Origin of the sequence: Streptomyces sp. NPDC002888 (assembly GCF_042888465.1) — a bacterium.
In the GTDB taxonomy this organism is placed as follows: domain Bacteria; phylum Actinomycetota; class Actinomycetes; order Streptomycetales; family Streptomycetaceae; genus Streptomyces.
The window spans coordinates 102,214-126,592 of the sequence record NZ_JBIAPU010000019.1 but is presented as its reverse complement, the minus strand read 5'-3'; the positions used below and the strand labels follow the sequence as shown (position 1 = coordinate 126,592).

22 protein-coding genes are annotated in these 24,379 nt (G+C 72.2%); 16 read left to right on the top strand and 6 right to left on the bottom strand.

Going from position 1 to position 24,379, the window contains the following annotated elements; translation table 11 throughout:
• Positions 1-63 precede the first annotated feature (63 nt).
• The 3 genes from ACFYWX_RS29090 to ACFYWX_RS29080 all read left to right on the top strand — a co-directional run bounded on the left by ACFYWX_RS29090 (position 64) and on the right by ACFYWX_RS29080 (position 2,523).
• Positions 64-726: a histidine phosphatase family protein gene (locus tag ACFYWX_RS29090; protein ID WP_389427077.1), complete on the top strand. Its 663-nt coding sequence runs from the start codon at positions 64-66 to the stop codon at positions 724-726.
• A gap of 286 nt (positions 727-1,012) precedes the next feature.
• Positions 1,013-1,687 (top strand): hypothetical protein, encoded by a 675-nt coding sequence (locus ACFYWX_RS29085; protein WP_389427076.1) that lies wholly within the window; start codon positions 1,013-1,015, stop codon positions 1,685-1,687.
• 218 nt (positions 1,688-1,905) lie between these two features.
• The gene (locus tag ACFYWX_RS29080) at positions 1,906-2,523 is read left to right on the top strand and encodes a sigma-70 family RNA polymerase sigma factor (protein ID WP_389427169.1); all 618 of its coding nucleotides are present in this window, start codon (positions 1,906-1,908) and stop codon (positions 2,521-2,523) included.
• 537 nt (positions 2,524-3,060) lie between these two features.
• Here the strand turns inward: ACFYWX_RS29080 and ACFYWX_RS29075 are convergent.
• Positions 3,061-3,591 (bottom strand): MarR family winged helix-turn-helix transcriptional regulator, encoded by a 531-nt coding sequence (locus ACFYWX_RS29075; protein WP_389427075.1) that lies wholly within the window; start codon positions 3,589-3,591, stop codon positions 3,061-3,063.
• 121 nt (positions 3,592-3,712) lie between these two features.
• Here ACFYWX_RS29075 and ACFYWX_RS29070 point away from each other — a divergent pair, with 121 nt between their 5' ends.
• The gene (locus tag ACFYWX_RS29070) at positions 3,713-4,228 is read left to right on the top strand and encodes a YceI family protein (RefSeq protein WP_389427074.1); all 516 of its coding nucleotides are present in this window, start codon (positions 3,713-3,715) and stop codon (positions 4,226-4,228) included.
• A 7-nt stretch (positions 4,229-4,235) separates the two neighbouring features.
• Here ACFYWX_RS29070 and ACFYWX_RS29065 read toward each other — a convergent pair whose 3' ends face one another.
• On the bottom strand, positions 4,236-5,921 hold the full coding sequence (locus ACFYWX_RS29065; RefSeq protein WP_389427168.1) for a hypothetical protein: 1,686 nt from the start codon (positions 5,919-5,921) through the stop codon (positions 4,236-4,238).
• A gap of 257 nt (positions 5,922-6,178) precedes the next feature.
• Between ACFYWX_RS29065 and ACFYWX_RS29060 the strand changes: the two genes are divergently transcribed.
• The 4 genes from ACFYWX_RS29060 to ACFYWX_RS29045 all read left to right on the top strand — a co-directional run bounded on the left by ACFYWX_RS29060 (position 6,179) and on the right by ACFYWX_RS29045 (position 9,038).
• Complete coding sequence (locus ACFYWX_RS29060; RefSeq protein ID WP_389427073.1) at positions 6,179-6,568, top strand: cell division protein SepF; 390 nt, start codon at positions 6,179-6,181, stop codon at positions 6,566-6,568.
• Between the two features lie 305 nt (positions 6,569-6,873).
• Positions 6,874-8,058 (top strand): ATP-binding protein, encoded by a 1,185-nt coding sequence (locus ACFYWX_RS29055; RefSeq protein ID WP_389427072.1) that lies wholly within the window; start codon positions 6,874-6,876, stop codon positions 8,056-8,058.
• On the top strand, positions 8,055-8,381 hold the full coding sequence (locus ACFYWX_RS29050; protein ID WP_389427071.1) for a nucleotide pyrophosphohydrolase: 327 nt from the start codon (positions 8,055-8,057) through the stop codon (positions 8,379-8,381). Before ACFYWX_RS29055 ends, ACFYWX_RS29050 begins: the two co-directional genes overlap by 4 nt.
• A gap of 195 nt (positions 8,382-8,576) precedes the next feature.
• Positions 8,577-9,038: a DUF6099 family protein gene (locus ACFYWX_RS29045; RefSeq protein WP_389427070.1), complete on the top strand. Its 462-nt coding sequence runs from the start codon at positions 8,577-8,579 to the stop codon at positions 9,036-9,038.
• Between the two features lie 82 nt (positions 9,039-9,120).
• Here ACFYWX_RS29045 and ACFYWX_RS29040 read toward each other — a convergent pair whose 3' ends face one another.
• Positions 9,121-9,294, bottom strand: coding sequence for a hypothetical protein (locus ACFYWX_RS29040; RefSeq protein ID WP_389427069.1), 174 nt, complete (start codon positions 9,292-9,294; stop codon positions 9,121-9,123).
• 238 nt (positions 9,295-9,532) lie between these two features.
• Here ACFYWX_RS29040 and ACFYWX_RS29035 point away from each other — a divergent pair, with 238 nt between their 5' ends.
• From ACFYWX_RS29035 to ACFYWX_RS29020, 4 genes are all read left to right on the top strand, one after another.
• Positions 9,533-10,456: an LLM class F420-dependent oxidoreductase gene (locus ACFYWX_RS29035; protein WP_389427068.1), complete on the top strand. Its 924-nt coding sequence runs from the start codon at positions 9,533-9,535 to the stop codon at positions 10,454-10,456.
• A 101-nt stretch (positions 10,457-10,557) separates the two neighbouring features.
• The gene (locus ACFYWX_RS29030) at positions 10,558-11,445 is read left to right on the top strand and encodes a DUF4232 domain-containing protein (RefSeq protein WP_389427067.1); all 888 of its coding nucleotides are present in this window, start codon (positions 10,558-10,560) and stop codon (positions 11,443-11,445) included.
• Positions 11,446-11,608: 163 nt separating this feature from the next.
• Positions 11,609-13,078 (top strand): 3' terminal RNA ribose 2'-O-methyltransferase Hen1, encoded by a 1,470-nt coding sequence (locus ACFYWX_RS29025; protein WP_389427066.1) that lies wholly within the window; start codon positions 11,609-11,611, stop codon positions 13,076-13,078.
• Positions 13,075-15,636 carry a polynucleotide kinase-phosphatase gene (locus tag ACFYWX_RS29020; protein ID WP_389427065.1) on the top strand — a complete coding sequence of 854 codons (2,562 nt, stop codon included), beginning with the start codon at positions 13,075-13,077 and terminating at the stop codon, positions 15,634-15,636. Before ACFYWX_RS29025 ends, ACFYWX_RS29020 begins: the two co-directional genes overlap by 4 nt.
• Before the next feature lie 29 nt (positions 15,637-15,665).
• Here ACFYWX_RS29020 and ACFYWX_RS29015 read toward each other — a convergent pair whose 3' ends face one another.
• Positions 15,666-16,961 carry a cation:proton antiporter gene (locus tag ACFYWX_RS29015; protein WP_389427064.1) on the bottom strand — a complete coding sequence of 432 codons (1,296 nt, stop codon included), beginning with the start codon at positions 16,959-16,961 and terminating at the stop codon, positions 15,666-15,668.
• A 280-nt stretch (positions 16,962-17,241) separates the two neighbouring features.
• Here ACFYWX_RS29015 and ACFYWX_RS29010 point away from each other — a divergent pair, with 280 nt between their 5' ends.
• Positions 17,242-18,465, top strand: a complete 1,224-nt coding sequence (locus ACFYWX_RS29010; protein WP_389427063.1) for an arginine deiminase — start codon at positions 17,242-17,244, stop codon at positions 18,463-18,465.
• Between the two features lie 93 nt (positions 18,466-18,558).
• A complete protein-coding gene (gene argF, locus ACFYWX_RS29005; RefSeq protein WP_389427062.1) occupies positions 18,559-19,566 on the top strand; it encodes an ornithine carbamoyltransferase in 1,008 nt (335 codons plus the stop codon).
• Between the two features lie 16 nt (positions 19,567-19,582).
• On the opposite strand, the gene ACFYWX_RS29000 is transcribed toward argF, so the two are convergent.
• Entirely contained in the window at positions 19,583-20,035 is a 453-nt protein-coding gene (locus tag ACFYWX_RS29000) for an ATP-binding protein (protein WP_389427061.1), read from the bottom strand.
• Between the two features lie 295 nt (positions 20,036-20,330).
• Between ACFYWX_RS29000 and ACFYWX_RS28995 the strand changes: the two genes are divergently transcribed.
• Positions 20,331-21,158 (top strand): enoyl-CoA hydratase family protein, encoded by an 828-nt coding sequence (locus tag ACFYWX_RS28995; protein WP_389427060.1) that lies wholly within the window; start codon positions 20,331-20,333, stop codon positions 21,156-21,158.
• A gap of 35 nt (positions 21,159-21,193) precedes the next feature.
• Entirely contained in the window at positions 21,194-23,530 is a 2,337-nt protein-coding gene (locus tag ACFYWX_RS28990) for a bifunctional salicylyl-CoA 5-hydroxylase/oxidoreductase (protein WP_389427059.1), read from the top strand.
• A 22-nt stretch (positions 23,531-23,552) separates the two neighbouring features.
• On the opposite strand, the gene ACFYWX_RS28985 is transcribed toward ACFYWX_RS28990, so the two are convergent.
• On the bottom strand, positions 23,553-24,365 hold the full coding sequence (locus ACFYWX_RS28985; RefSeq protein ID WP_389427058.1) for a PaaX family transcriptional regulator C-terminal domain-containing protein: 813 nt from the start codon (positions 24,363-24,365) through the stop codon (positions 23,553-23,555).
• Positions 24,366-24,379: the final 14 nt, after the last annotated feature.

Here is a 24,379-nt window from a genome sequence, read left to right as displayed (position 1 = left end):
GAATGAATGGTTTAAGTCAGATGGCGTGTCGGGATACGTTGGGTGCCTCACGAGGGAGCACCGATGCCACTGATCTGTCTCGTCCGCCATGGCCAGGCGTCCTTCGCCGCGCAGGACTACGACGTCCTGTCGGAGCTGGGCCGTGAACAGGCCACGGCCGTGGGGCGGGAGCTCGCGCGGCGCGGGCTGCGGGACCCGCGGCTCGTCTCCGGGACGCTGCTCCGTCAGCGGGACACGGCCGAGCTTCTGGCGAAGGCCGCCGGATTCGAGCAGCCCGCGTGGCAGGACGCGCGCTGGAACGAGTACGACCACCTGGCCCTGATGGCCCGCTACGCGGAGCCGCAGCCGGAGGGGGCGGCGGATTCACGTGCCGTGCAAGTGTTGCTGGACCGGGCGCTGCGGGCGTGGATCGAGGATCCGGACGGCGTGTCCGGCGCCGACGGCTGGTCCGCCTTCGTGGGCGGTGCGGGTGCGGCGCTCGCCGAGTTGTCCGGCGCGCTCGGGCAGGGCCGTGACGCCGTGGTCGTCACCTCGGGCGGGGTCCTCGCCGCGCTCTGCGGTGCCCTGCTGTCCGTGCCGCCCGCCGGGGTCGTCGCCCTCAACCGGGTCACCGTCAACGCCTCCGTCACCACCCTCGCCGTGGGCGGCTCCGGCACCAGCCTGCTGACCTTCAACGATCACGCCCACTTCACCGGCGACCGACGCGGGCTGCTCACCTACCGCTGAGCGCGCCCGCGGGCCCCGTCCGGGCGGAGCGGCCGTGTCAGAATGGACGCGCCCTTCGCCCCTGTCCGTCGTAGCCGTCCGACGTGCCGATCCGCCGAGGTTTTTCGTGACCAAGCCAGTGGCCCGCGAGCCGCAGCGACGCAGAGTTTGAAGACCGCCCCGAGCAGACCGTCCCCGCCCTCAGCGGCCCCGGCATCCCCGACGCATGACCTCACGCTGAGTACGGCGGGCGTGAATTCCGTACCCAGGCACGACAATCGACGCCCGGATGCGAGGATGAGGCGCCATGACGACAGGGTGGGGCGCTCGCACAGTACGGGCCGCGGTGTTCGCGGCCGTCTGTGTGCTGCTCGCCGCCCTGGGACACGTCATGATGTCCGGCGTCCATGTGCCCTGGTGGACACTGGCGGCCGGGTTCGGCGCGACCGGTGCCGTGGGCTGGGCCCTGGCCGGGCGGGAACGCGGGCCGGCGCTGATCGTGTCGGTCGTGGTCGCCGCCCAGACGGCACTGCACACGGGGTTCTCGCTGGCGCAGTCCGACACGGGTGCCGTACGCCATGTCATGGGCGCGATGACCACGGACTCCCTGGACATGGCGCACATGGGGCACGCGGACATGTGGTCCATGGGGCACATGGACCACACGGACCACATGGGCTCCATGGACCCGGGCATGAGTGAGGGCTCCTCGTCCCTCGGCATGCTCGGCGCCCACCTCCTGGCCGCGCTGCTGTGCGGTCTGTGGCTGGCGTACGGGGAGCGGGCCGCGTTCCGCATTCTGCGGGCGGCCGCCGGATGGCTCGCCGCGCCGCTACGGCTGCTGCTCGCGCTGCCCGTGGCTCCGCACCGGCCGCGCCCGCTGCTCCGGCGGCGCCGCCGCGCGCACGCCCCGCGGCTTCTCCTCCTCGTCCACTCGATCATCTCCCGGGGTCCCCCGGTGGGGACCGCTGTCGCCGTCTGACGACAGCCCGCAACCCGAGGCCGCCCCTGTGCGCCTCGGGTCTCGGCCGTACGCCCACCAAGGACGTCGTACGGCTCTCTCCCCACCCACCGGACAGCGGACCGCCGTGCCTTCACACCGGCCGGTCCGCACCCGGGACGACCCGAGAGGGACCCCAGGTGATCGCTACCGTCCCGCCGACCGCCCGAGAGAACGCCGAGAAGGCCGAGCCGGGTGAGATGGATGAGGCCAGGTCCCGTGACGCCTCCATAACCGCCTGGGCCCTTGCCGCCCGCGGCGGTGACCGCATCGCCGGTGAGCACTTCGTGCGGGCGCTGCACCGCGACGTCCTGCGCTACGTCGCCCACCTCTGTGCCGACCCCGAGGCGGTGGACGACCTGGCCCAGGACACGTTCCTGCGGGCACTGGGCAGCCTGCACCGCTTCGAGGGCCGTTCCTCGGCCCGCTCCTGGCTGCTGTCCATCGCCCGCCGGGCGGTGATCGACAGCTACCGGTACGCGTCCGCCCGGCCCCGCCCGGCCGACGTCCCGGACTGGCAGGCGGCCGTCGAGCGGGCCCAGCCGTGCGGCCTGCCGGGCTTCGACGACGGGGTCGTCCTGCTCGACCTGCTCGCCGCGTTGCCCGAGGAGCGCCGCGAGGCGTTCGTCATGACCCAGCTCCTGGGCGTGCCCTACGCGGAGGCGGCCGAGGCGGGCGGCTGCCCCATCGGCACGGTCCGCTCCCGCGTGGCCCGCGCCCGGGCCACCCTGACACACCTCCTGACGGAGGCCGAGAACCACCACCCGGCCCAGGCCCCCGCCGCCCATCCCACACAGAAGGCGATGGCCGCCGCCTGACCACACGCCACACGCCGCCCGGCTCTACGTCGGCACGCCCACCGCACGCGGGTGAGCCCGCACGACCGTTCACGCCTGCCGCATGGGGCCGGACTCGCCGTGCCTCTGCCTGTCCTATGGCGGTGACGCGCCGCTGGAGGCGACGCGGGCAAGGCTCTGAATGCAGCCTCCCCGCGCCCCGCCAGGGGCGCGGGGAGGCTGCGCGACCGGCCACAGATGCCCCGCAGTCGGCTCACGGCCCCGTGCGGTGCTGTGCCCGGGCGGGCGAGAGCGGCCCGCTCACTCCCACCGCGGTGGGCCCGGCGGGCCGTCCGCCGCGCTCAGCCCCGCAACCGCCGCCGCACCACCCGGCCCGCCCCCGCCACCGCCGCCGCTCCCGCCAGCCCCGCTCCTGCGAGGGCCAGGGTGTGGGCCGTGCGGGTCGGGGGTGTGGAGCGGGCGTTCGGGGCCGTGGCGTAGGCGCCGGCCGGGGCGTTCGGGTGGGCCGTGGCCAGGAACGGGGAACCGCCTGCGGCTGTCGGAGATCGCGGCCGGAAATCAGCGTTCCGGTACGGGCGGTGCGGGCGCCGCGCAGTCCGCCGCGGGGTCCGGCAGCAGCGCCGACACCGCCTCCCGCTGGGCCGGTCCCGTGAACTTCTCCAGTGCTTTGGTGACCGTCTCGGCGAGGGGGCCCGAGACCTCCTCCAGCAGGAGCCGGGCCTTGGCGGTGAGGGTGACCTCGACGCCGCGCTTGTCGCCGCACACCGACCTGCGGGTGACGAGGCCGGCGTGCTGGAGGCAGGCGATCTGGTAGGTGAGCCGGGTCTTGGGGCGGCCCAGGAGCTCCGCGATGCGGGTCATGCGCAGGCTGTGGCTGTCCGCGGGCTGCTCCGCCAGCAGGCAGAGGATCAGGAACTCGTCGTGCGAGACGTCCAGCCTCTCCTTCACGGCGGAGCCCAGCCGCTGCTCCACCGCCCCGGTCATGGCCAGCATGAGCATCCAGGCGCGCAGCTCGGGCGGCAGCAGTCCGCGGCCCTCTGCGGTGGGGCATTCGGGCAGGTCGGCGGGGTGCTCATCGGGGTCTGCCATGCCTTCGAGTCTATCCGTTGTCCAAATTTGCATGACAGGGGTTGTTCAGATTTGGATAACTGGCTAGCCTGTCCCTCATCTTCATCATCCAAATTTGAACTACTCCGGCAGGAGAAGGATCATGACCGTCGCCGTGGAAACCGGCCTGTGGCAGCTCGACGCGAGCGCCTCCACCGTCGCCCTCCAGCACAAGACGATGTGGGGCCTGGTCACCGTGAAGGGCACCTTCACCGGCGTCGCCGGCCAGGGCGAGGTCCGGTCCGACGGGTCCGCCGTCGGCACCCTGACCCTGGACGCCTCCTCCCTCGACACCAAGAACGCCAAGCGCGACACGCACCTGCGCTCCGCGGACTTCTTCGACACCGACCACCACCCCGAGATCACCTTCGCGGTCCGCAGCGCCGAACTCCGCCAGGACTCCACCGTGCAGGTCGTCGGTCAGCTGACCGTGCGCGGCATCAGCCGGCCGCAGACCCTCGTCGCCCGCCTGGCGCAGGCGGACGCCGACGCGCTCACGCTGGAGGCGGAACTCACCGTCGACCGCGCGCAGTTCGGCCTCGGCTGGAACCAGCTCGGCATGATCAAGGGCCTGACCGCGGTCACCACCAGGCTCCGCTTCACCCGTGTCCCGGCCTGACGCGCCGTCACCCCGACGGTTCCAGGGCGGCGCGCGCGTCCGTGCTCGACAACGTCTGCGGGTCGGCCGTGAAGGCGCGCAACCGGATCCGCACGCCCGAGCGGGGCAGGCCGAACCTCCCCGAGGGCGGCCGCAGTTCATAGCGTGCCGTCGTGTGGGCGGGAAGCGTGGCCGGGCCCCTGGTGATCGACCAGTACGGGTCCATGCCCTGCCCGGTGGTGAGGGTGAAGTGCGGTGCGAGCGCACGCCCTGACGTGTTGGTGACCTGGAGCGCCAGCCGGGAGACGCCCGGCCCGGCCCGGCGCACCGCCACGACCTGCATCCGCAGCGGCGGCGACCCCGTCACCGCGATCCCCGCGCTCACCAGCGCCGGGCACAGGACGAGCAGCGCCGCTGCCAGCCGGGCCGGGCGGCGGCGCGGACCCGACAGGAGCCGCGGGCGCGGCTGCCACGCGCCGGCGAACTCCTCCGGCGGCGCGGTGACCGCGGCCGCCAGCCACAGCGGCGTCATCATCAGGTAGTAGCCGTCCTGCGACCGCGTCGCCAGATAGAACGCGCACCAGGGCAGCACGGTCGCCGCGGGCCCGAGCCGCCGGAGGAACAGTACGAACAGCGCCAGCAGCCCCGCCGCCAGCAGCATGCTCGCGTGGGAGTACCAGTCGAGCCGGTCCCCTCCGTTCGTCAGGTAGAGGGACACCCCGACCAGGCCCTGGCCGTGCAGCACCGCGCCCTGCGTCAGCGGCAGCGCGATCCCCTCCAGCCAGGTCCGCGGCTCGTGCACGAAGAAGTACGCGTTGATCAGCAGCCATACGGTGACGGCGACCCCGACGACCCGCAGCACCACCAGCCCGCCCGCCCGCCGTCCCAGCTCACCGCGCCGCACCGCGTAGATCCCGGCCAGCAGGAACGGCGCCAGGAACCAGGGGAGTTGCTGCGCCGCGCACGCCGCCCCCAGACACGCCGCCCGCGCGACGCCCGCCGCGCCGAGCCGCCCGCCCCGCCCGATCCGCGGCCACCGCACCACGACCGGCACCAGCAGCGCCATCGCCAGGATCGCCGGATAGCCGAGACGGCCGTACGAGGGCAGGAAGGCGAAGCCCAGGCACGCCATGGTCGCCGCCGACCGCCACGGCACCGGCAGCATCCGCCACAGCACCACCGTGCCGGTGAGGAGCGCGCCGGTGCTCAGCGCGGTCGCCGGGGCGCCGCCGTGCCCCAGCCACAACAGCGGCGCGGTCAGCAGGAGGGCCAGCGGGGGATAGCCGTACGTGAAGTCGTAGCCGCCGGACACCGTCGGGGTGAGCGCGACGCCGTGGTCGAACAGCCAGGGCCACGGCTGCCCGTAGACGGCGTGGCCCGCGACCAGTTCCCTGGCCGCCTGGGTGGTGAGGTCCGCCTCGTCACCGCCGCTGTGGAGCATGATCCACGCGCACAGTGTGAGCGTCATGGCCGTCATCAGCACGCACAGGTCCAGGCGCGCCAGGGAACGGGAGCCGCGGACCACCAGCGTGAGCACCCCGCACACCAGGATCGAGGCGTAGCAGACGGAGATGACCGCGGCCACGGGGAGGCGGTGGGTGGCCGCCTGCGTCCACACCGAACGCGTCCCGACGAACAGACTGACGTCGGCGAGCAGGGTCAGGACGCGGTGCCACTGCGCGGGGGCCGGTTCCTCCAGGACGACGGACGGCATCGGCCGGATCCGTCGGGCGGGCGTCACCGGCTGCGTCCGCGCCCGTTTCTCTGCCAACTGCACGCCACCGGACGGTAATCGCGGCTGGTGAGCGGCCTGCCACCGGAGGTGAAGAGTCCGGTGTGAGGGCGGTAAGGCGTGGCATGATGCGACCCCTGTGACGGTCGCGCACCGTGTCGCTGTTGGGCCGAACGGGTGACTTGGCGTAAGAATTGGCTGGTGCAGGTATTGAAGGCGAGTCAGTTCGGGGGGAGCCGGTGAACCGCTACGACGTCACCGATGAGCAGTGGGAAGGGCTCGCCCAGGTCGTGCCGTTGCGGGGCCGGGACGCCTGGCCGTCCGCCGTCGGCCATCGCGCCCTCCCGGACGCGGTGACGGAGACCCGCCGCCGCTTCGTCGTCCTCCGTGTCAACGTCTTCGCCGACGCCCGCGAGGTCGCCGAGACCCTCATGGCCGGCATCCCGGTCCTCCTCGACCTCACCAGCGCGGAAACCGAGGTCGCCAAACGCGTCCTCGACTTCAGCACAGGCGTGGTCTTCGGCCTGGCCAGCGGCATGCATCGCGTCGACCGCAACGTGTTCCTGCTGACACCACCGGGGACCGAGGTCAGCGGGCTGATGGAGGGGGCGGGGATGCCGGGGGTGTGAGCCGGCCCGTCGACGCGTGCCGCGGATTCGAGGGCCGCGCCGGGTCGCTCTGCCGCGGGGCGCGAGCGGGCAGAACGGAGAGGTCCGTCCCGGCCTTCGGCGCGGTCGCCCGGCGGCGGGGGCGCGCGTGCGGGGCTGCCCGGTCACCGGGCATCCCCACGCCGCCCCTCCACGCGCGCGACCTCCGCCGCCGGGCAAACACGCCGGTTACCGGGCCACCGCGGCAACCGGTGTGTTAGCCCGTTCGTAGGAACGGCGCGCGGGCGGAACGGTTCGCTCCGTGGCGGAGCCCCTACGGTCCGGACATGGCTCCGCCGTCCATTCCCTCACCCCGTTCCCTGGCGCCCTCGGCGCTCCCCGCCGCGCCCGAGAGGCGCCCCGACCGCCCCCACCTCACCGAGCTGAGACTCTCCGCCTTCGCAGGGCACCGGCGGGCCGGGTTTCCGCTCGGGCCGCTCACGCTCTTCGCCGGGCCGAGCGGCAGCGGCAAGACGAGTGCGCTGCGGGCTTTCGCGGCGCTGGCCCGGCTCGGTGGTGGGGCCGCGGTCGGGGAGGCGTTCCCGGATCCCGGCGCGTGTGTGCCGGACCGGGCCCGGCCCGACGGGCAGCGTCGGCGCGGGTTCCGGATCGGGTGTACGGCCGACGGTCCCGAGGGGCCGGTCCGGCTGGACGTGGCCGTGCAGGCCGAGCCCCACCTGCGCGTCGCGGGCGAGCGGTTGACGGCCGACGGGCTGGTGCTGCTGGAGACCGCCCTGCGCGACCCGAGCCGACGTGCCGTCCAGGCCGCCTGGCACACGGGCGGATCGTCGCCGGTCACCCGGGCGGCCCTGCCCGACGACCGGCTCGGCACCGCGCTCCTGCCGTTGCGCGTGGCCGGCCGCACGGGCGGACAGCGCCGGGTGCTCGCCGCCGCCGAACAGATGGTGGTCGCCCTGCGCTCCGTCTTCGCCTGCGACCCACGCCCCGGCCGCATGCGCGTCCCCGTCCCCACCGGCTCCGGACGACTGCTCGGCGGCTGCGACAACCTCGCCGACGTTCTGGGGCGCACCCGGGACGAGTGCGGCCGACGGCACGCCCAGCTGGTCGCCGCCGTACGGGCCGGATGCACGGGACCGGTCGTCGACGTACGCGCCGAACCCCTGGGCGACGGGAGGATCCACGCGCTGCTCGACCGGGGCGACGGCACGCGGACGGCCCTCGGACGGCTCGGCGACGGCGAACTGCGCTACGTCGCCCTCGCGCTGACGTTGCTGACCGGGCCGGGCGTACTGGAGGTCGACCCGGCCGGCGAGGTACCCGCCGCCCTCCAGACGCTCACCGTGCTTGCCGACGGCTTCGACCGGTGCCTGGACGTACGCCAGCGCGGCGAACTGCTGCGGCTCGCGGCACGGATGTGCGACCGCGGCCACCTCCGCCTCGTCGGCGCGGTGAGCGACGCCTCCTGGGCCGCCGGGGCGGACGGCGTCACGGTGGTACACCTGGACCCGTGACAGAACACCTCGACGTGGCGAAGCTGCAGCGCAGGCTGGCCGAGTTCGCGGCCGCGCGCGACTGGCAGCCGTACCACACCCCCAAGAACCTCGTCGCCGCGCTCAGCGTGGAGGCGTCCGAACTCGTCGAGATCTTCCAGTGGCTGACGCCCGAGGAGTCGGCCCGCGTCATGGACGACCCCGACACCGCGCACCGCGTCACCGACGAGGTCGCGGACGTGCTCGCCTATCTGCTGCAACTGTGCGAGGTGCTCGGCATCGATCCGCTGGCGGCACTGGACGCGAAGATCGACCGCAACGAGCGGAGGTTCCCGGCGCCGTAGTCCCCGGCACCGTGCGGGGGAGTCACACGGTCCGCTATTACGCTCCGTATTCAACAAGCGGTCCGAAACCGATTTGTTGTCCGCAGATTTCCGTCTTCCTCTGGCTTTTCGTCCCACACGCCTTCACTCTGGGTAGTGGACAAGGGAGTTCGGGCGGACGTGCGAGAAGCGCGTCGGGACAGACGGGGGCAGCGCATGGAAGCTGTGCGGCTCATCCTCACGAGCAGGCGCGCCCTCGCGGGCAGCGGCGCCGTGCCGGAGATCTTGACGGAGGTGTGGCAGGCGCAGGCCCTGGCACAGGCGATAGGCAGTCGGCTCGCGGTCTCCGGCCCGCCCGAACTGCGCGGCGAGGCGCTGGGGTTGACCGAACTGGCGGGCAGAGGCTGCGGTGTGCTGGACGCACCGGCCCTCGATCCCGGGGACTTACGCGCCGCCCAGCTCACCGCCCTCGACGACGCCCGCCAGGCCCTCCTCGACCTGGGCGGTCTCCTCGGCGAGGTCGGCATCGCCCTCGTCGGCGTCGCCAGCGCGGCGGACGACGAGGGCACGTACTGGCAGTGCATGGAGGCGATCGACGCGGCGGACGAATCGAGGGACCGTGTCCTGGAGATGCTGCGGAAACTGGCGGACCGGGACCAGGTACTGCCGGAGCGGTGAGGCTGGGGCTGGTTGCCCGACCGTCACGGGGGGCTCCGCCCCCCCGGACCCCCCGCTCCTCAAACGCCGGAGGGGCTGATCCTCACTCGCCCTCTTCAGCAAGCGCCCGCCCGGGTCCCCCGGCCGACTGCAGATCCGCGTCCAACGCCGACAGGTCCGCGTTCAGCGCCGCCATCAGCTCCTCCATCTGCTGGAGCAGTCCCTTCGGCTGCCCCGCCGGCCCCCCGCCCTGCTGTGGCACGGTCTCTTCGGACATGAACGGCCTCCTCGGCCTGGCCCCCGCGGAGGCCGGTGCGGGTCACGCCCCGGCGCTGTCCTGCCGGGCGCGAGCGCCGGGCGGTCCGGCACCGCCCGACCAACGATCACCACCGGACCCGGTCACTGGCCCAGGACCCCGCCCTGATGCCGGTCGACGCTTTTCACCCGACCGGGGAGCGCGGGGGCGAGGGGGACCGGTGAGGTTGACGGAAGACACGGCATGCAGGATGGAAGGCATGGATCTCCGCATCTTCACCGAGCCCCAGCAGGGGGCCACCTACGACACCTTGCTCGCCGTGGCCAAGGCCACCGAGGACCTCGGCTTCGACGCCTTCTTCCGGTCGGACCACTACCTGAAGATGGGCTCCGTGGACGGCCTCCCCGGCTCCACCGACGCCTGGATCACCCTGGCCGGCCTCGCCCGCGAGACCAAGCGCATCCGGCTCGGCACGCTGATGACCGCCGCCACCTTCCGGCTGCCCGGCGTGCTCGCCATCCAGGTCGCGGGGGTCGACCAGATGTCCGGCGGCCGAGTCGAACTCGGCCTGGGTGCGGGCTGGTTCGAGGAGGAGCACACCGCGTACGGCATACCGTTCCCCAAGGAGAAGTTCGCCCGCCTCGAAGAGCAGCTGGCGATCGTCACGGGGCTGTGGAAGACCGAGGCCGACAAGACCTTCGACTTCCACGGTACGTACTACGACCTCACCGACTCGCCCGCGCTGCCCAAGCCCGCGCAGGAGAAGATCCCGGTCCTGATCGGCGGCCACGGTGCGACCCGCACCCCGCGGCTCGCAGCCCGCTACGCCGACGAGTTCAACCTGCCCTTCGGTTCCCTCGAGGACTGCGAGCGCCAGTTCGGCCGGGTGCGGGCGGCCGCCGAGGAGATCGGCCGCAATGGCGACGAACTCGTCTACTCCAACGCGCTCGTGGCCTGCGTGGGCAAGGACGACCAGGAGGTCGCCCGCCGCGCCGCCGCCATCGGCCGCGAGGTCGACGAGCTGAAGGCCAACGGCCTGGCCGGCACCCCCGCCGAGGTCGTCGAGAAGATCGGCCGGTACGCGGAGCTCGGCTCCCGGCGCTTCTACCTCCAGATCCTCGACCTGGACGACCTCGACCACCTGGAGCTGATCTCCGCGCAGGTCCAGTCGCAGCTGTCGTAGTGACCCGGCTGTCGTAGGACCGCCCCCACTGTGACAGGCTTGTGACCGGAACTATGGCCTCCGTCACAGTGGGAGCGGTTCCGCGCTGATGAGGTGGCCGGATGCGAAGAGCCACCCCCTTACTTCCCGTCCTCGCGGCCGTCCTGCTGGTCGCGGGGTGCGGAGCGGAACGCGCCGGTTCGCAGGACACCGGAAACGGCACGAGCGGCGGTGCCGGCCGGGCCGACGGCCAGACCCCCGTCTCCGACCCGGGCAAGGACGGCGTCCGGATCACCGCCATGACCATCCCGTCCCCCGGCGCTGCCTCCGGAGCCTCCGCCACCTACGAGGTCACCAACGACGGCACCGAGGCGCTGACGTACACGATCCTGTTCGACTTCCTCTCGGCCGGCGGCGGGGCGGTGACGAACCAGCGGGAGACCGTGCGTGACGTCGGTCCGGGCAAAACAGTGACCGGAAACCTCAAGATGGGGGAGTTGCCGGGGTCGGCACCCGCCGTGACCCGGGTGAAGGTCTCCGAGGTCACCAGCGTCCCCGCCGGCGAGGCTCCCGCCGACCCGGGCGCGTGCCCGTCCTCCGGGATCCGCGTCACGGCCGACGAGGGCGACGCGGCCATGGGGCTGCGGGTCGTGGGGCTGTGGCTGGAGAACTGCGGGACCGGCGCGTACAAGATCAACGGCTATCCCGAGCTGACCCTCCTCGACGAGGAGCACAAGCGGGTCGACGGCGTGAAGATCCTCCACGGCAGCGGTGAGATCACCAGCGGCGCCGGGCCGGACGAACCGCCCCGGCCCGTGACCCTCAAGCCCGGTGAGCGCGCTCGGTCCGGACTGGTGTGGCGCAACACCACCCAGTTCGGCACCCCGGTCAACGTCCCCTACGTCCGTGTCGTGGCGAAGCCCGGCGCTGCGCCCGTGACCGTGACCCCGCACCTCGACCTCGGCACCACGGGGCAGCTGGGTGTGAGGCCCTGGAAGGCGGAGGAGTAGGCCCGACAGCGGGCTCGAATAAACGAACGCGCCGGTCGGCCGGGGTGTGCGATCGTAGGATGAGTCGTCCTGCCGAGCCCCCAGGATCACCGTCCTGGGGGCTTTCGCGTGCACGGCCACCAGAGAACATCCACGACATCGACCCGCCGGAGAGGCCCTCCGCATGTTCCTGACGATCAGTACCACCGGCACCCCCGAACGCCCCGCGACCGACCTCGGCTTCCTGCTGCACAAGCATCCCGACAACGCGCAGGCGTTCTCCACGTCCTACGGCAAGGCGCACGTCCTCTACCCCGAGGCGGACGCCGAGCGCTGCACGGTGGCGCTGCTGCTGGAGGTGGACGCGGTGGCACTGGTCCGGCGAGGCAAGGGCAAGGGCCGGGGCGGCGCCCCCGACGCGGCACTCGCGCAGTACGTCAACGACCGCCCGTACGCCGCCTCCTCGCTGCTCGCCGTCGCGCTGAGCAGCGTGTTCTCCAGCGCGATGCGCGGCGTGTGCAACGCCCGCCCCGAGCGCGCCGAGCAGCCGCTGCCGCTGCGCGTCGAGGTGCCCGCGCTGCCCGCCCGGGGCGGCCCCGACCTGGTACGAAAGCTCTTCGAGCCGCTCGGCTGGGCGGTCACCGTCGAGCCCGTGGCGCTGGACGTCCGGTTCCCGGAGTGGGGCGAGTCCCGTTACGTACGCCTCGTCCTGGAGTCCTCGGAGCGAACCCTCGCCGAGGCCCTGCGCCACCTCTACGTCCTGCTCCCCGTCCTGGACGACGCCAAGCACTACTGGGTCGCCCCCGACGAGGTCGACAAGCTGCTGCGCGTCGGTGAGGGCTGGCTGCCCGACCACCCGGAGCACAAGCTGATCACCAGCCGCTATCTGTCCCGCCGCTGGTCGCTGACCCGGCAGGCCATGGAGCGCCTGGAACTGGTACGGCTCGCGGAGGCGGACGACAGCGAGGTCGAGGAGATCGACAACGCGGTCGAGGCCGAGGCGGAGACCGAGGAGAAGCCGGCCCCGCTCGCCGTGCAGCGCCGGGACGCGATCGTCGCCGCGCTGCACGCGTCCGGCGCCGCCCGTGTGCTCGACCTGGGCTGCGGACAGGGCCAGTTGGTGCAGGCGCTGCTGAAGGACGTCCGGTTCACCGAGATCGTCGGCGTGGACGTGTCGATGCGGGCGCTCACCATCGCCTCCCGGCGCCTGAAGCTGGACCGGATGGGTGAGCGGCAGGCCTCACGGGTGAAGCTCATGCAGGGCTCGCTCGCCTACACCGACAACCGGCTCAAGGGCTACGACGCGGCCGTGCTCAGCGAGGTCGTCGAGCACCTCGACCTGCCGCGGCTGCCCGCCCTGGAGTACGCCGTGTTCGGCTCGGCCCGTCCGCGCACGGTCCTCGTGACCACGCCGAACGTCGAGTACAACGTCCGCTGGGAGAGCCTCCCGGCCGGACACGTCCGGCACGGCGACCACCGTTTCGAGTGGACGCGCGAGGAGTTCCGCACCTGGGCCGGTGCGGTCGCCGAACGGCACGGCTACGACGTGGAGTTCGTGCCCGTCGGACCGGACGACCCGGAGGTGGGCCCGCCCACCCAGATGGCCGTGTTCAGCATAAAGAACGTGAACGAGAAGGAGGCGAAGGCAGCATGACCGAGACCCAGGCTCAGACCCAGACCAAGGGACGGGTCCTCCCCGTCACCGACCTCTCCCTCGTGGTCCTCGTCGGCGCCTCCGGCTCGGGCAAGTCCACCTTCGCCCGACGGCACTTCAAGCCGACCGAGATCATCTCCTCCGACTTCTGCCGGGGCCTCGTCTCCGACGACGAGAACGACCAGAGCGCGACCAAGGACGCCTTCGACGTCCTGCACTACATCGCGGGCAAGCGCCTCGCGGCCGGCCGGCGCACGGTCGTCGACGCTACCAGCGTGCAGCAGGACGCCCGCCGTCAGCTGATCGACCTGGCCAGGCAGTACGACGTGCTGCCCATCGCCATCGTGCTCGACGTCCCGGAGGACGTGTGTGCCGAGCGCAACGCGGCCCGCAGCGACCGGGCCGACATGCCGCGCCGGGTCATCCAGCGTCACACACGCGAACTCCGCCGCTCCCTCAGACACCTGGAACGCGAGGGCTTCCGCAAGGTGCACGTGCTGCGCGGTGTGGAGGACGTCGAGAACGCCACCGTCGTCACCGAGAAGCGCTTCAACGACCTGACCCACCTCACCGGCCCCTTCGACATCATCGGCGACATCCACGGCTGCTCTGCCGAACTGGAGTCGCTGCTCGGCAAGTTGGGCTACGTCGACGGTGTCCACCCGGACGGCCGTACGGCGGTCTTCGTCGGTGACCTCGTCGACCGCGGCCCGGACAGCCCCGCCGTACTGCGCCGCGTGATGGCGATGGTCGGGTCGGGCAACGCGCTGTGCGTGCCCGGCAACCACGAGAACAAGTACGGGCGTCACCTGCGCGGCCGCAAGGTCCAGCACACCCACGGCCTCGCCGAGACCATCGAGCAGATGGAGGGCGAGAGCGAGGAGTTCAAGAAGCAGGTACGGGAGTTCATCGACGGTCTCGTCAGCCACTACGTCCTCGACGGCGGACGCCTGGTCGTCTGCCACGCCGGTCTGCCGGAGAAGTACCACGGCCGCACCTCGGGCCGGGTCCGCTCGCACGCGCTGTACGGCGACACCACCGGCGAGACCGACGAGTTCGGCCTGCCGGTGCGCTACCCGTGGGCGGAGGACTACCGGGGCCGGGCGGCCGTCGTCTACGGCCACACCCCGGTCCCGGAGGCCACCTGGCTCAACAACACCATCTGCCTGGACACCGGCGCCGTCTTCGGCGGCAAGCTCACCGCGCTGCGCTGGCCGGAGCGGGAACTGGTCGACGTACCGGCCGAGCAGGTGTGGTACGAGCCGACGAAGCCGCTGAAGGCGGAGGCACCCGGCGGGCAGGACGGGCGGCCACTGGACCTGGCGGACGTGCACGGCCGACGTGTCGTCGAGACCCGGCACGCGGGCGGGGTGTCGGTCCGGGAGGAGAACGCGGCCGCGGCCCTGGAGGTCATGAGCCGTTTCGCGGTGGACCCCCGGCTGCTGCCGTACCTCCCGCCGACCATGGCGCCGACCGCCACCTCGCGTGTCGACGGCTACCTGGAGCACCCGGAGGAGGCGTTCGCGCAGTACAAGGCGGACGGCGTCGAGCGGGTCGTGTGCGAGGAGAAGCACATGGGCTCGCGGGCGGTCGCCCTGGTCTGCCGTGACGCGGAGGCGGCGCGCAAGCGCTTCGGCGTGGAGAACGGCCCGACGGGCTCCCTCTACACCCGCACCGGCCGCCCCTTCCTCGACGACGAGGCGGTGACGGAGCTGATCCTCGGCCGCCTGCGGACGGCGATCGGCGAGGCCGGCCTCTGGGACGACCTCGACACGGACTGGCTGCTGCTCGATGCCGAGCTGATGCCGTGGTCGCTGAAGGCGTCCGGGCTGCTGCGGTCGCAGTACGCGGCGGTGGGCGCCGCGTCCGGAGCGGTGTTCCCGGGTGCGCTGGCCGCGCTGGAGGGCGCGGCGGCCCGCGGTGTCGAGGTGACCGACCTGCTGGCACGCCAGCGCGAACGGGCTTCCGACGCGGCCGCGTTCACGGAGGCGTACCGGCGCTACTGCTGGACCACCAACGGCCTGGACGGTGTCCGCCTGGCCCCGTTCCAGATGCTCGCCGTCCAGGGCCGCAGCCTCGCCGCGCTGCCCCACGACGAGCAGCTCGCCCTGCTCGACCGGCTGGTGGAGCACGACGCGAGCGGCCTGCTGCAGACCACCCGGCGCCTGTACGTCGACACCGGTGACCCGGAGTCGGTCCAGGCCGGTGTCGACTGGTGGCTGGAGATGACCGGCCGGGGCGGCGAGGGCATGGTCGTCAAGCCGCTCGGCGCGCTGGTCCGCAGCAGCGAGCAGGGCCGTCTGGTCCAGCCCGGCATCAAGTGCCGGGGCCGCGAGTACCTGCGGATCATCTACGGTCCGGAGTACACGCGCCCCGACAACCTGGCCCGCCTGCGCCAGCGCTTCCTGAACCACAAGCGCTCCCTCGCGATCCGCGAGTACGCCCTCGGTCTGGAGGCCCTGGACCGGCTGGCCGAGGGTGAGCCGCTGTGGCGGGTGCACGAGGCGGTGTTCGGGGTGCTGGCGCTGGAGTCGGAGCCGGTGGACCCGCGGCTGTGAGCCGGTGAGGCCGCCGCCTTGGGTGGATGTCAGCCGACGTCCACCCGGGCGGGTGCGGGGGCGGCGGATGCCGGGATGCGACCGCCGCGGTTCCCTCGACCCAGGCGGCGGACCAGTTCCAGCAACGGCTGTGTGAACAGCGTGGTGGCCAGCGCCATGAAGACCAGCACCGTGTACAACTGCGGGCTCAACAGCCCCGCCTGCAGGCCTGCGTCGAGCGCGATCAGCTCGGTGAGACCCCGGGTGCTCATCAGGACCCCGACGGTGCGCGCGTCATCCCGGTCCAGGCCGCTCAGCCGGGCCGCCGGCGTGCCGCTGCCGACCTTCACCGTGACGGCCAGCACGGTCACCACGAGCAGGGCGCCCCAGCCCACGGCGTTCATGCCGCCCAGGGTGACCGACTGCCCCGAGACGACGAAGAAGAACGGCAGGAGCAGCGAGCCGACGTCGCGCAGCGGCCGTAGCAGGTCCGGGTCGAGCTCGCCGCCCGGCTCGCGAGGCACCACGACACCCGCGAGCAGCGCTCCGAAGACCACGTGGAGCCCGAGTGAGTGCGTCACCCAGGCCGACCCGAGAGCGAATCCGATGAGCAGCGCCAGCCGGAGCGAGGGATCCATCCGGATCTTCCAGAGCAGCCTGCGCAGGAGGGGCCGGGCCACCAGGAGCATCAGGGCGACGAAGCCCACGGCGAGCGCCGTCCGCCAGGGCCAGCTCGGGGCCCCCTCCCCGGCGCCGGCCTGAAGCAGGGCCCCGGCCAGCACCGTCCAGCCGACCACGTCGAGCAGTCCGGCGGCGGTGACCGCCACCACGCCGGGCGTCGTGTGGACGAGCCGGTTCTCCCGCACGATCGCCGTCAGCACCGGCACCGCGGTGATCGACAGCGCGACACCCGCGAACACCACCATCGCGGGGGAGAGCTGCCGCGGCATGCCCAGGGAGTGCAGTTGCTCCCGGAACAGCAGCGCACAGCCGCAGCCCACGGCCATCGGGACGACGAAGGTCGCGGCCGCCACGGCCACCGAGGCACGGGCCCGGCTGCTCAGGATGCGCAGGTCCAGCTCGTACCCGGCCGCGAACATGAACACCATCAGGGCGAACTGCGCGAGTCCGATGAGCGCCGGGTCGACCGCCCGGGGGAACAGCGATTCGTAGGCGGTCGGCGACACGCTGCCGAGGAGCGAGGGGCCGAGGGCGATGCCCGCCGTCAACTGGCCGACGATGGAGGGCTGCCCGAGCCGCCGGGCCGTGTAGCCGCCCAGGTGGGCGAAGACGAGGATCAGGGCCGAGGCGCCCACGAGATGCAGGATCATCGCGTCAGGGCTCACGTCGTCTCCCGCTCTCCGGCCGCCGAACCGTTCAACCGATCCAATTCCCCCAGCGTACAGACGACTTGACGGTGCTCCGCCGGATTCGGTCAGCGTCTTTTCGGCACTCTGCCCGCCGCCGTCACGCCCCCCACCGCAGCCGCTCCCGGCACATCCCCATCCGCACCGCCTGCCCCCGGCAGCCGGGCCCGGACCATTCTCGTCAATGGGACGAAAACGGGCTGCCCCGGAAACCGTCGGACAGGGGGTGAAGAGGCGCCCCGTTGGTCAGGATGGAGGCATGGGATTCCATGTCGACTCCGAGGCCGGGCGGCTGCGCCGCGTCATACTGCACCGGCCGGATCTCGAGCTCAAGAGGCTCACCCCCAGCAACAAGAACTCCCTGCTCTTCGACGACGTGCTGTGGGTGCGCCGGGCGCGCGCCGAGCACGACGGGTTCGCCGACGTGCTGCGCGACCGCGGTGTGGACGTCCACCTCTTCGGCGACCTGCTCACCGAGACCCTGGAGATCCCGCAGGCGAGATCGCTCGTCCTGGACCGGATCTTCGACGAGAAGGAGTACGGGCCGCTCGCCACCGACCACCTCAGAACCGCCTTCGAGAGCCTGCCCGCGCGTGAGCTGGCCGAGGGTCTCGTCGGCGGGATGACCAAGCGGGAGTTCCTGGACGCGCACGAGGAGCCGACCTCCGTGCGGTTCCATGTGATGGAGCTCGACGACTTCCTGCTCGCTCCCCTGCCCAACCACCTCTTCACCCGGGACACCTCCGCCTGGATCTACGACGGTGTCTCCATCAACGCCATGCGCTGGCCGGCCCGGCAGCGTGAGACCGTGCACTTCGAGGCGATCTACCGGCACCATCCGCTGTTCCGTGAGGAAACGTTCCGCGTCTGGTCGCGGGGGCAGGCCGACTACCCCTCCACCATCGAGGGCGGAGACGTCCTGGTGATCGGCAACGGGGCGGTCCTGATCGGCATGAGCGAGCGCACCACGCCCCAGGCCGTCGAGATGATCGCCCACAAGCTGTTCGCGGCGGGCTCCGCGCAGACGATCGTGGCGCTGGACATGCCGAAGGCGCGCGCCTTCATGCACCTCGACACCGTGATGACGATGGTCGACGGCGACACCTTCACCCAGTACGCCGGGCTCGGCATGCTCCGCTCGTACACCATCGAGCCGGGCGCCGGCGACAAGGAGCTGAAGGTCACCGACCATCCGCCGGAGCACATGCACCGCGCGATCGCCGCCGCCCTCGGGCTGAGCGAGATCCGGGTGCTGACCGCGACCCAGGACGTGCACGCGGCCGAGCGCGAGCAGTGGGACGACGGCTGCAACGTCCTCGCCGTCGAGCCCGGCGTCGTCGTCGCCTATGAACGCAACTCCACGACCAACACGCATCTGCGCAAACAGGGCATCGAGGTGATCGAGATCCCGGGCAGCGAGCTGGGCCGGGGGAGGGGCGGGCCGCGCTGTATGAGCTGTCCGGTGGTGCGGGACGCGGTGTGAGCGGCACCCTCGAAACGGCTCTTGAATAGAAATGCCAACCATCGTATAGACTTCCAAAAATCACGCTGTCCCCCGTACCCCTGGAGCGCCCCCATGGCGACAGTCCCGACCGCCCTCGCCGGCCGCCACTTCCTCAAGGAGCTCGACTTCTCCGGGGAGGAGTTCCGCGGTCTGGTCGAGCTGGCCGCCGAGCTGAAGGCCGCCAAGAAGGCCGGGACGGAGACGCGGTACCTGCGGGGGAAGAACATCGCGCTGATCTTCGAGAAGACCTCGACGCGCACCCGCTGCGCCTTCGAGGTCGCCGCCGCCGACCAGGGTGCCTCGACGACCTACCTCGACCCGTCCGGCTCGCAGATCGGGCACAAGGAGTCCGTGAAGGACACCGCGCGCGTGCTCGGCCGGATGTACGACGGGATCGAGTACCGCGGGGACAGTCAGGCCAAGGTCGAGGAGCTCGCCGCCTTCGCGGGCGTGCCCGTCTACAACGGCCTCACCGACGACTGGCACCCCACCCAGATGCTCGCCGACGTGCTCACCATGACCGAGCACTGCGCCAAGCCCCTCACGGAGATCGCCTTCGCCTACCTCGGCGACGCCCGCTTCAACATGGGCAACTCCTACCTGGTCACCGGAGCCCTGCTCGGCATGGACGTCCGGATCGTCGCCCCCCGGGAGTACTGGCCCGCCGAGGACGTCGTCGCCGGCGCCCGCAAGCTCGCCGAGGGCAGCGGCGCCCGCGTCACCCTCACCGAGGACGTGAGCGAGGGTGTCCTGGGTGCCGACTTCGTCGCCACCGACGTGTGGGTCTCCATGGGTGAGCCCAAGGAGGTCTGGGCCGAACGCATCGGCGCCCTGACGCCGTACGCCGTGACCATGGACGTCCTGCGCGCCACCGGCAACCCGGACGTGCGGTTCCTGCACTGCCTGCCGGCCTTCCACGACCTCGGCACCAAGGTCGGGCGGGAGATCCACGAGACCTACGGCCTGGACTCCCTGGAGGTGACCGACGAGGTCTTCGAGTCGGTGCACTCGGTCGTCTTCGACGAGGCGGAGAACCGCCTGCACACCATCAAGGCGGTCCTGGTCGCGACGCTCGCCTGAGGGGTCCTGAGAGGGATCACATCGGGCGCCGCTGGTGCGGCACCACCGGCAGCCTGAACCACACCGCCTTGCCCGTCTCGGTGGGCCGGTGGCCGCAGGACGAGCTGAGGGCGCGGATCAGCAGCAGGCCGCGCCCGTGCTCCTGCCAGGGGTCGGGCGGTCCGCCGTGCGGGCGGGTGAGATCGCCGGGCGGCGCCGGGTCCGGGTCGTGCACCTCGACCTGGCAGCCGGTCGGCAGCAGCTCCACCACGAGCTCGATCGGGGACCGGCCGGGCGTGTGTTCCACGGCGTTCGCCACCAGTTCCGCGGTGAGCAGTTCCGCGGTGTCGCTGTCGGCCCCGTGCTCCAGCTCCGCCAGCGCCGTACGGACCAGGGCGCGCGCCACCGGCACCGCCGCGGCGGAGTGGGGCAGCGCGATGCGCCAGGAGGCGGGGGCGGAGGGGCGTTCTTGCAAGGCGGGTCCGTTCATGGAGCAGGCTGTCCTGCTTTCAACTTTATGAATGGTACGGCGCAACCGGCCCAGTGACTCGGTCGGCGCCGTCCCGGGATCACTCGACCCCGGTACCGGCGGCTTACCCACGGCAACGATCCGCCGAGCACGACTGCTCCCGCTGTTACCGCCCTGTCGCCGATCTGGCGGGGTTCGGCCACATCGTGACGGCGCTATCGCGCAGTCGTGACGACAGTCACAGAGGAGTGATAGCTTCGTGGGGTAGAGCTCCGTGAGGCAGTGCCCGCGCCACCGTCCGAGGAGGCCGCACATCATGAGTCCCTTCGTCGGCTCCGCCCCCCACACCTCCGACTGGCACCATCTGCGCGTCGAGCGCGCCGACGGCGTCGCCACCGTCACCCTGGCCCGCCCCGACAAGCTCAACGCGCTCACCTTCGGCGCCTACGCCGACCTGCGTGACCTGCTCGCCGAGCTGTCCCGCGAGCGGTCGGTACGGGCCCTGGTGCTGGCCGGCGAGGGGCGCGGCTTCTGCTCCGGCGGCGACGTCGACGAGATCATCGGCGCCACCCTGTCCCTGGACACCGCCCAGCTCCTCGACTTCAACCGGATGACCGGGCAGGTCGTGCGGGCCGTACGGGAATGCCCGTTCCCGGTGATCGCGGCCGTGCACGGGGTCGCGGCCGGGGCGGGAGCCGTCCTCGCCCTGGCCGCCGACTTCCGCGTCGCCGACCCCACCGCCCGCTTCGCCTTCCTCTTCACCCGCGTCGGCCTCTCCGGCGGCGACATGGGCGCCGCCTATCTGCTGCCCCGGGTCGTCGGCCTCGGCCACGCCACCCGCCTGCTCATGCTGGGCGAGCCGGTGCGGGCACCCGAGGCGGAGCGCATCGGCCTGATCAGCGAACTGACGGAGGAGGGCGCGGCGGACGACGCCGCCCAGGCCCTGGCCCACCGCCTGGCCGAGGGCCCCGCCCTCGCCTACGCCCAGACGAAGGCCCTGCTCACGGCCGAGCTGGACATGCCCCTGGCGGCAGCGGTCGAAATGGACGCCGCCACGCAGGCACTCCTGATGAACGGCGAGGACTACGCGGAGTTCCACGCGGCGTTCAAGGAAAAGCGTCCCCCGAAGTGGAAGGGGCGTTGAGGATGCCAACCTCAGGGGCGCGGGGCAGTGTCGATATGCGGCTCCGCCGCGGGGCGCGATCAACCACAAACAACCCGCAGCCGCAAGGCAAGATCACCCACCCCCACCGCACAGCAATCATCGGCGGTGGCCCCGGAGGCCTCTACACCGCCGCCCTCCTCAAACGCCTCGACCCCACCCGCGAGATAACCGTCTGGGAACGCAACGCCCCCGACACAACCTTCGGCTTCGGAGTCGTCCTCTCCGACGAGACCCTGGGCGGCATCGAACACGCCGACCCCGTCGTCTACGAGGCACTGAAGGCCGACTTCATCCGCTGGGACGACATCCACATCACCCACCGAAACACCCGCCACACCTCCGGAGGACACCGCTTCGCCGCCCTCGGCAGGCAACGCCTCCTGGAGATCCTCCACGCCCGCTGCCGCTCCCTCGGCGTCGAGCTGCGCTTCTCCACGGAAGCGCCCTACCCGGCGTGGCTGGCGGAGACGTACGACCTGGTCATCGCCGCCGACGGGGTGCACAGCGCCACCCGCGAGGCGTTTGCCGGCGCCTTCCGGCCCCACGTGACCACCCACCGTTGCCGCTACATCTGGCTCGCCGCCGACTTCGCCTTCGACGCCTTCCGCTTCGAGATCGCCGAGACCGAGCACGGCGTGATGCAACTGCACGGCTACCCGTACGCGGCCGACGCCTCCACCGTGATCGTCGAGATGCGCGAGGAGGTGTGGCGGGCGGCCGGCTTCGACGGCATGGACGAGCGCGAGTCGGTCGAGCGCTGCGCCAAGATCTTCACCGACGCCCTCGGCGGCCGCCCCCTGAAGTCCAACAACTCCGCCTGGACCACCTTCCGCACGGTCGTCAACGAGCACTGGTCGCACGACAACGTCGTCCTCCTCGGCGACGCCGCCCACACCGCCCACTTCTCCATCGGCTCCGGCACCAAGCTCGCCGTCGAGGACGCCCTCGCGCTGGCGGCCTGCCTGGAGGAACAGCCCACCCTGGCCGAGGCGTTGACGGCGTACGAGGAGGAGCGCAGGCCGGTCGTCGCCTCCACCCAGCGCGCGGCTCGCGCCAGCCTGGAGTGGTTCGAGAACGTGGGCCTGTACCTGCGCCAGCCGCCCCGCCAGTTCGCCTTCAACCTGCTCACCCGCAGCCGCCGCGTCACCCACGACAACCTCCGGCTGCGCGACGCCCACTTCACCACCGCCGTGGAGCGCGCGTTCGGCTGTCCGCCCGGCACGCCCCCGATGTTCACCCCGTTCCGGCTGCGCGGCCTGACCCTGCGCAACCGGGTCGTCGTCTCGCCGATGGACATGTACTCCGCCACCGACGGCGTCCCCGGCGACTTCCACCTCGTCCACCTGGGTGCCCGGGCGCTCGGCGGCGCCGGTCTGGTGATGACCGAGATGGTGTGCGTGAGCGAGCAGGGCCGCATCACCCCCGGCTGCACCGGCCTCTACACCGGCCGTCAGGCCGAGGCGTGGCGGCGCATCATCCGCTTCGTGCACGCCCAGGCGCCGGGCACCGCGATCGGCGTGCAGCTCGGTCACTCCGGCCGCAAGGGCTCGACGAGGCTGATGTGGGAGGGCATCGACGAGCCGCTTCCCGAGGGCAACTGGCCGTTGGTGGCCGCCTCCCCGCTGCCGTACAAGCCGGGCAGTCAGACGCCGCGCCAACTCTCCCGGGCCCAACTCACCGACATCCGCGAGCAGTTCACATCCGCCGCGTGGCGGGCCGCACGGGCCGGCTTCGACCTGCTCGAACTGCACTGCGCCCACGGCTACTTACTGTCCGGCTTCCTCTCCCCACTGACCAACCTGCGCACCGACGCCTACGGTGGCTCGCTGGAGAAGCGGCTGCGGTTCCCGCTGGAGGTCTTCGACTCCGTGCGTACGGTGTGGCCCGAGGAGCGGCCGCTGACGGTGCGCGTCTCCGCCACCGACTGGGCCGAGGGCGGCACCACGGCCGACGAGGCCGTCGAGATCGCCCGCGCCTTCGCCGCGCACGGCGCCGACGCGATCGACGTGTCGACCGGGCAGGTGGTGGCCGAGGAACGACCGGGGTTCGGGCGGTCGTACCAGACGCCGTTCGCCGACCGCATCCGGCACGAGGTGGGCATCCCGGTGATCGCGGTCGGCGCGATCTCCTCCTGGGACGACGTCAACTCGCTGATCCTCGCCGGGCGTACGGACCTGTGCGCGCTGGCCCGACCCCACCTCTACGACCCGCACTGGACCCTGCACGCGGCCGCCGAGCAGGGCTACGAGGGCCCGGGCGTGGGCTGGCCGGCGCCGTACCGGGCGGGCAGCAGGCGACCGCAGGCGGGGCGGACGGACGCTCCCAAGCCCCGGTTGGAACTGAGGAGTTGATGGCCCCACCGAGCCCGTCCGATCACCCTTCCACGAACACCGCGCCCGCGTCCCTGAGCCGCTCGTGCAGCCCCAGGAACACCGCCGCCGAACGCACGCCCGGCCAGTTCGCGGGGAGCAGCCGGGCGGGCAGGCCGGGGTCGGCGTAGGGCAGGTGGCGCCAGGAGTCCAGGGCGAGGAGGTAGTCGTGGTACGCCTCCTCCGGCGGGGTGTCCGGCCGCCGCTCCCAGGCGTGCAGCACGCGCGCGTGGCGGTCGAGGAACGCCTCGTGCTCCTTGGCGATCGCGGCCAGGTCCCACCAGCGGGCGACGGACTCGACGGTCGGCGCGAAGCCGAGGTGCTCGCCGCGGAACAGGTCGACGTACGGGTCCAGGCGCAGCCGCTGGAGGGTGTGCCGGGTCTCCTCGTGCAGGCGGGCCGGGGCGATCCACACGCCGGGCGCCGCCGTGCCGAAGCCGAGTCCGGCCAGGCGGGAGCGCAGCACGTGCCGCTTCTGCCGCTCCGACTCCGGCACCGAGAACACCGCGAGGACCCAGCCCTCGTCCTCCGACGGGGCCGTGGCGTAGATGCGCCGGTCCCCGTCGTCGAGCATCTGCCGGGCCTCCTGAGACAGTTCGTACCCGGCCGCGCCCTGCGCGGTACGGGCCGGCAGCAGCAGGCCGCGCCGCTTCAGCCGGGACACCGACGAACGTACGGAGGGCGCGTCCACGCCGACCGCCGCGAGCAGCCGGATCAGCTCGGCGACGGGCACCGGGCCGGGCATGAAGCGGCCGTACGCGCCGTAGAGCGTGACGATCAGAGACCGTGGAGCATGCTGGTCGGACACGTTGATCATCTTAGGTCTTCGAC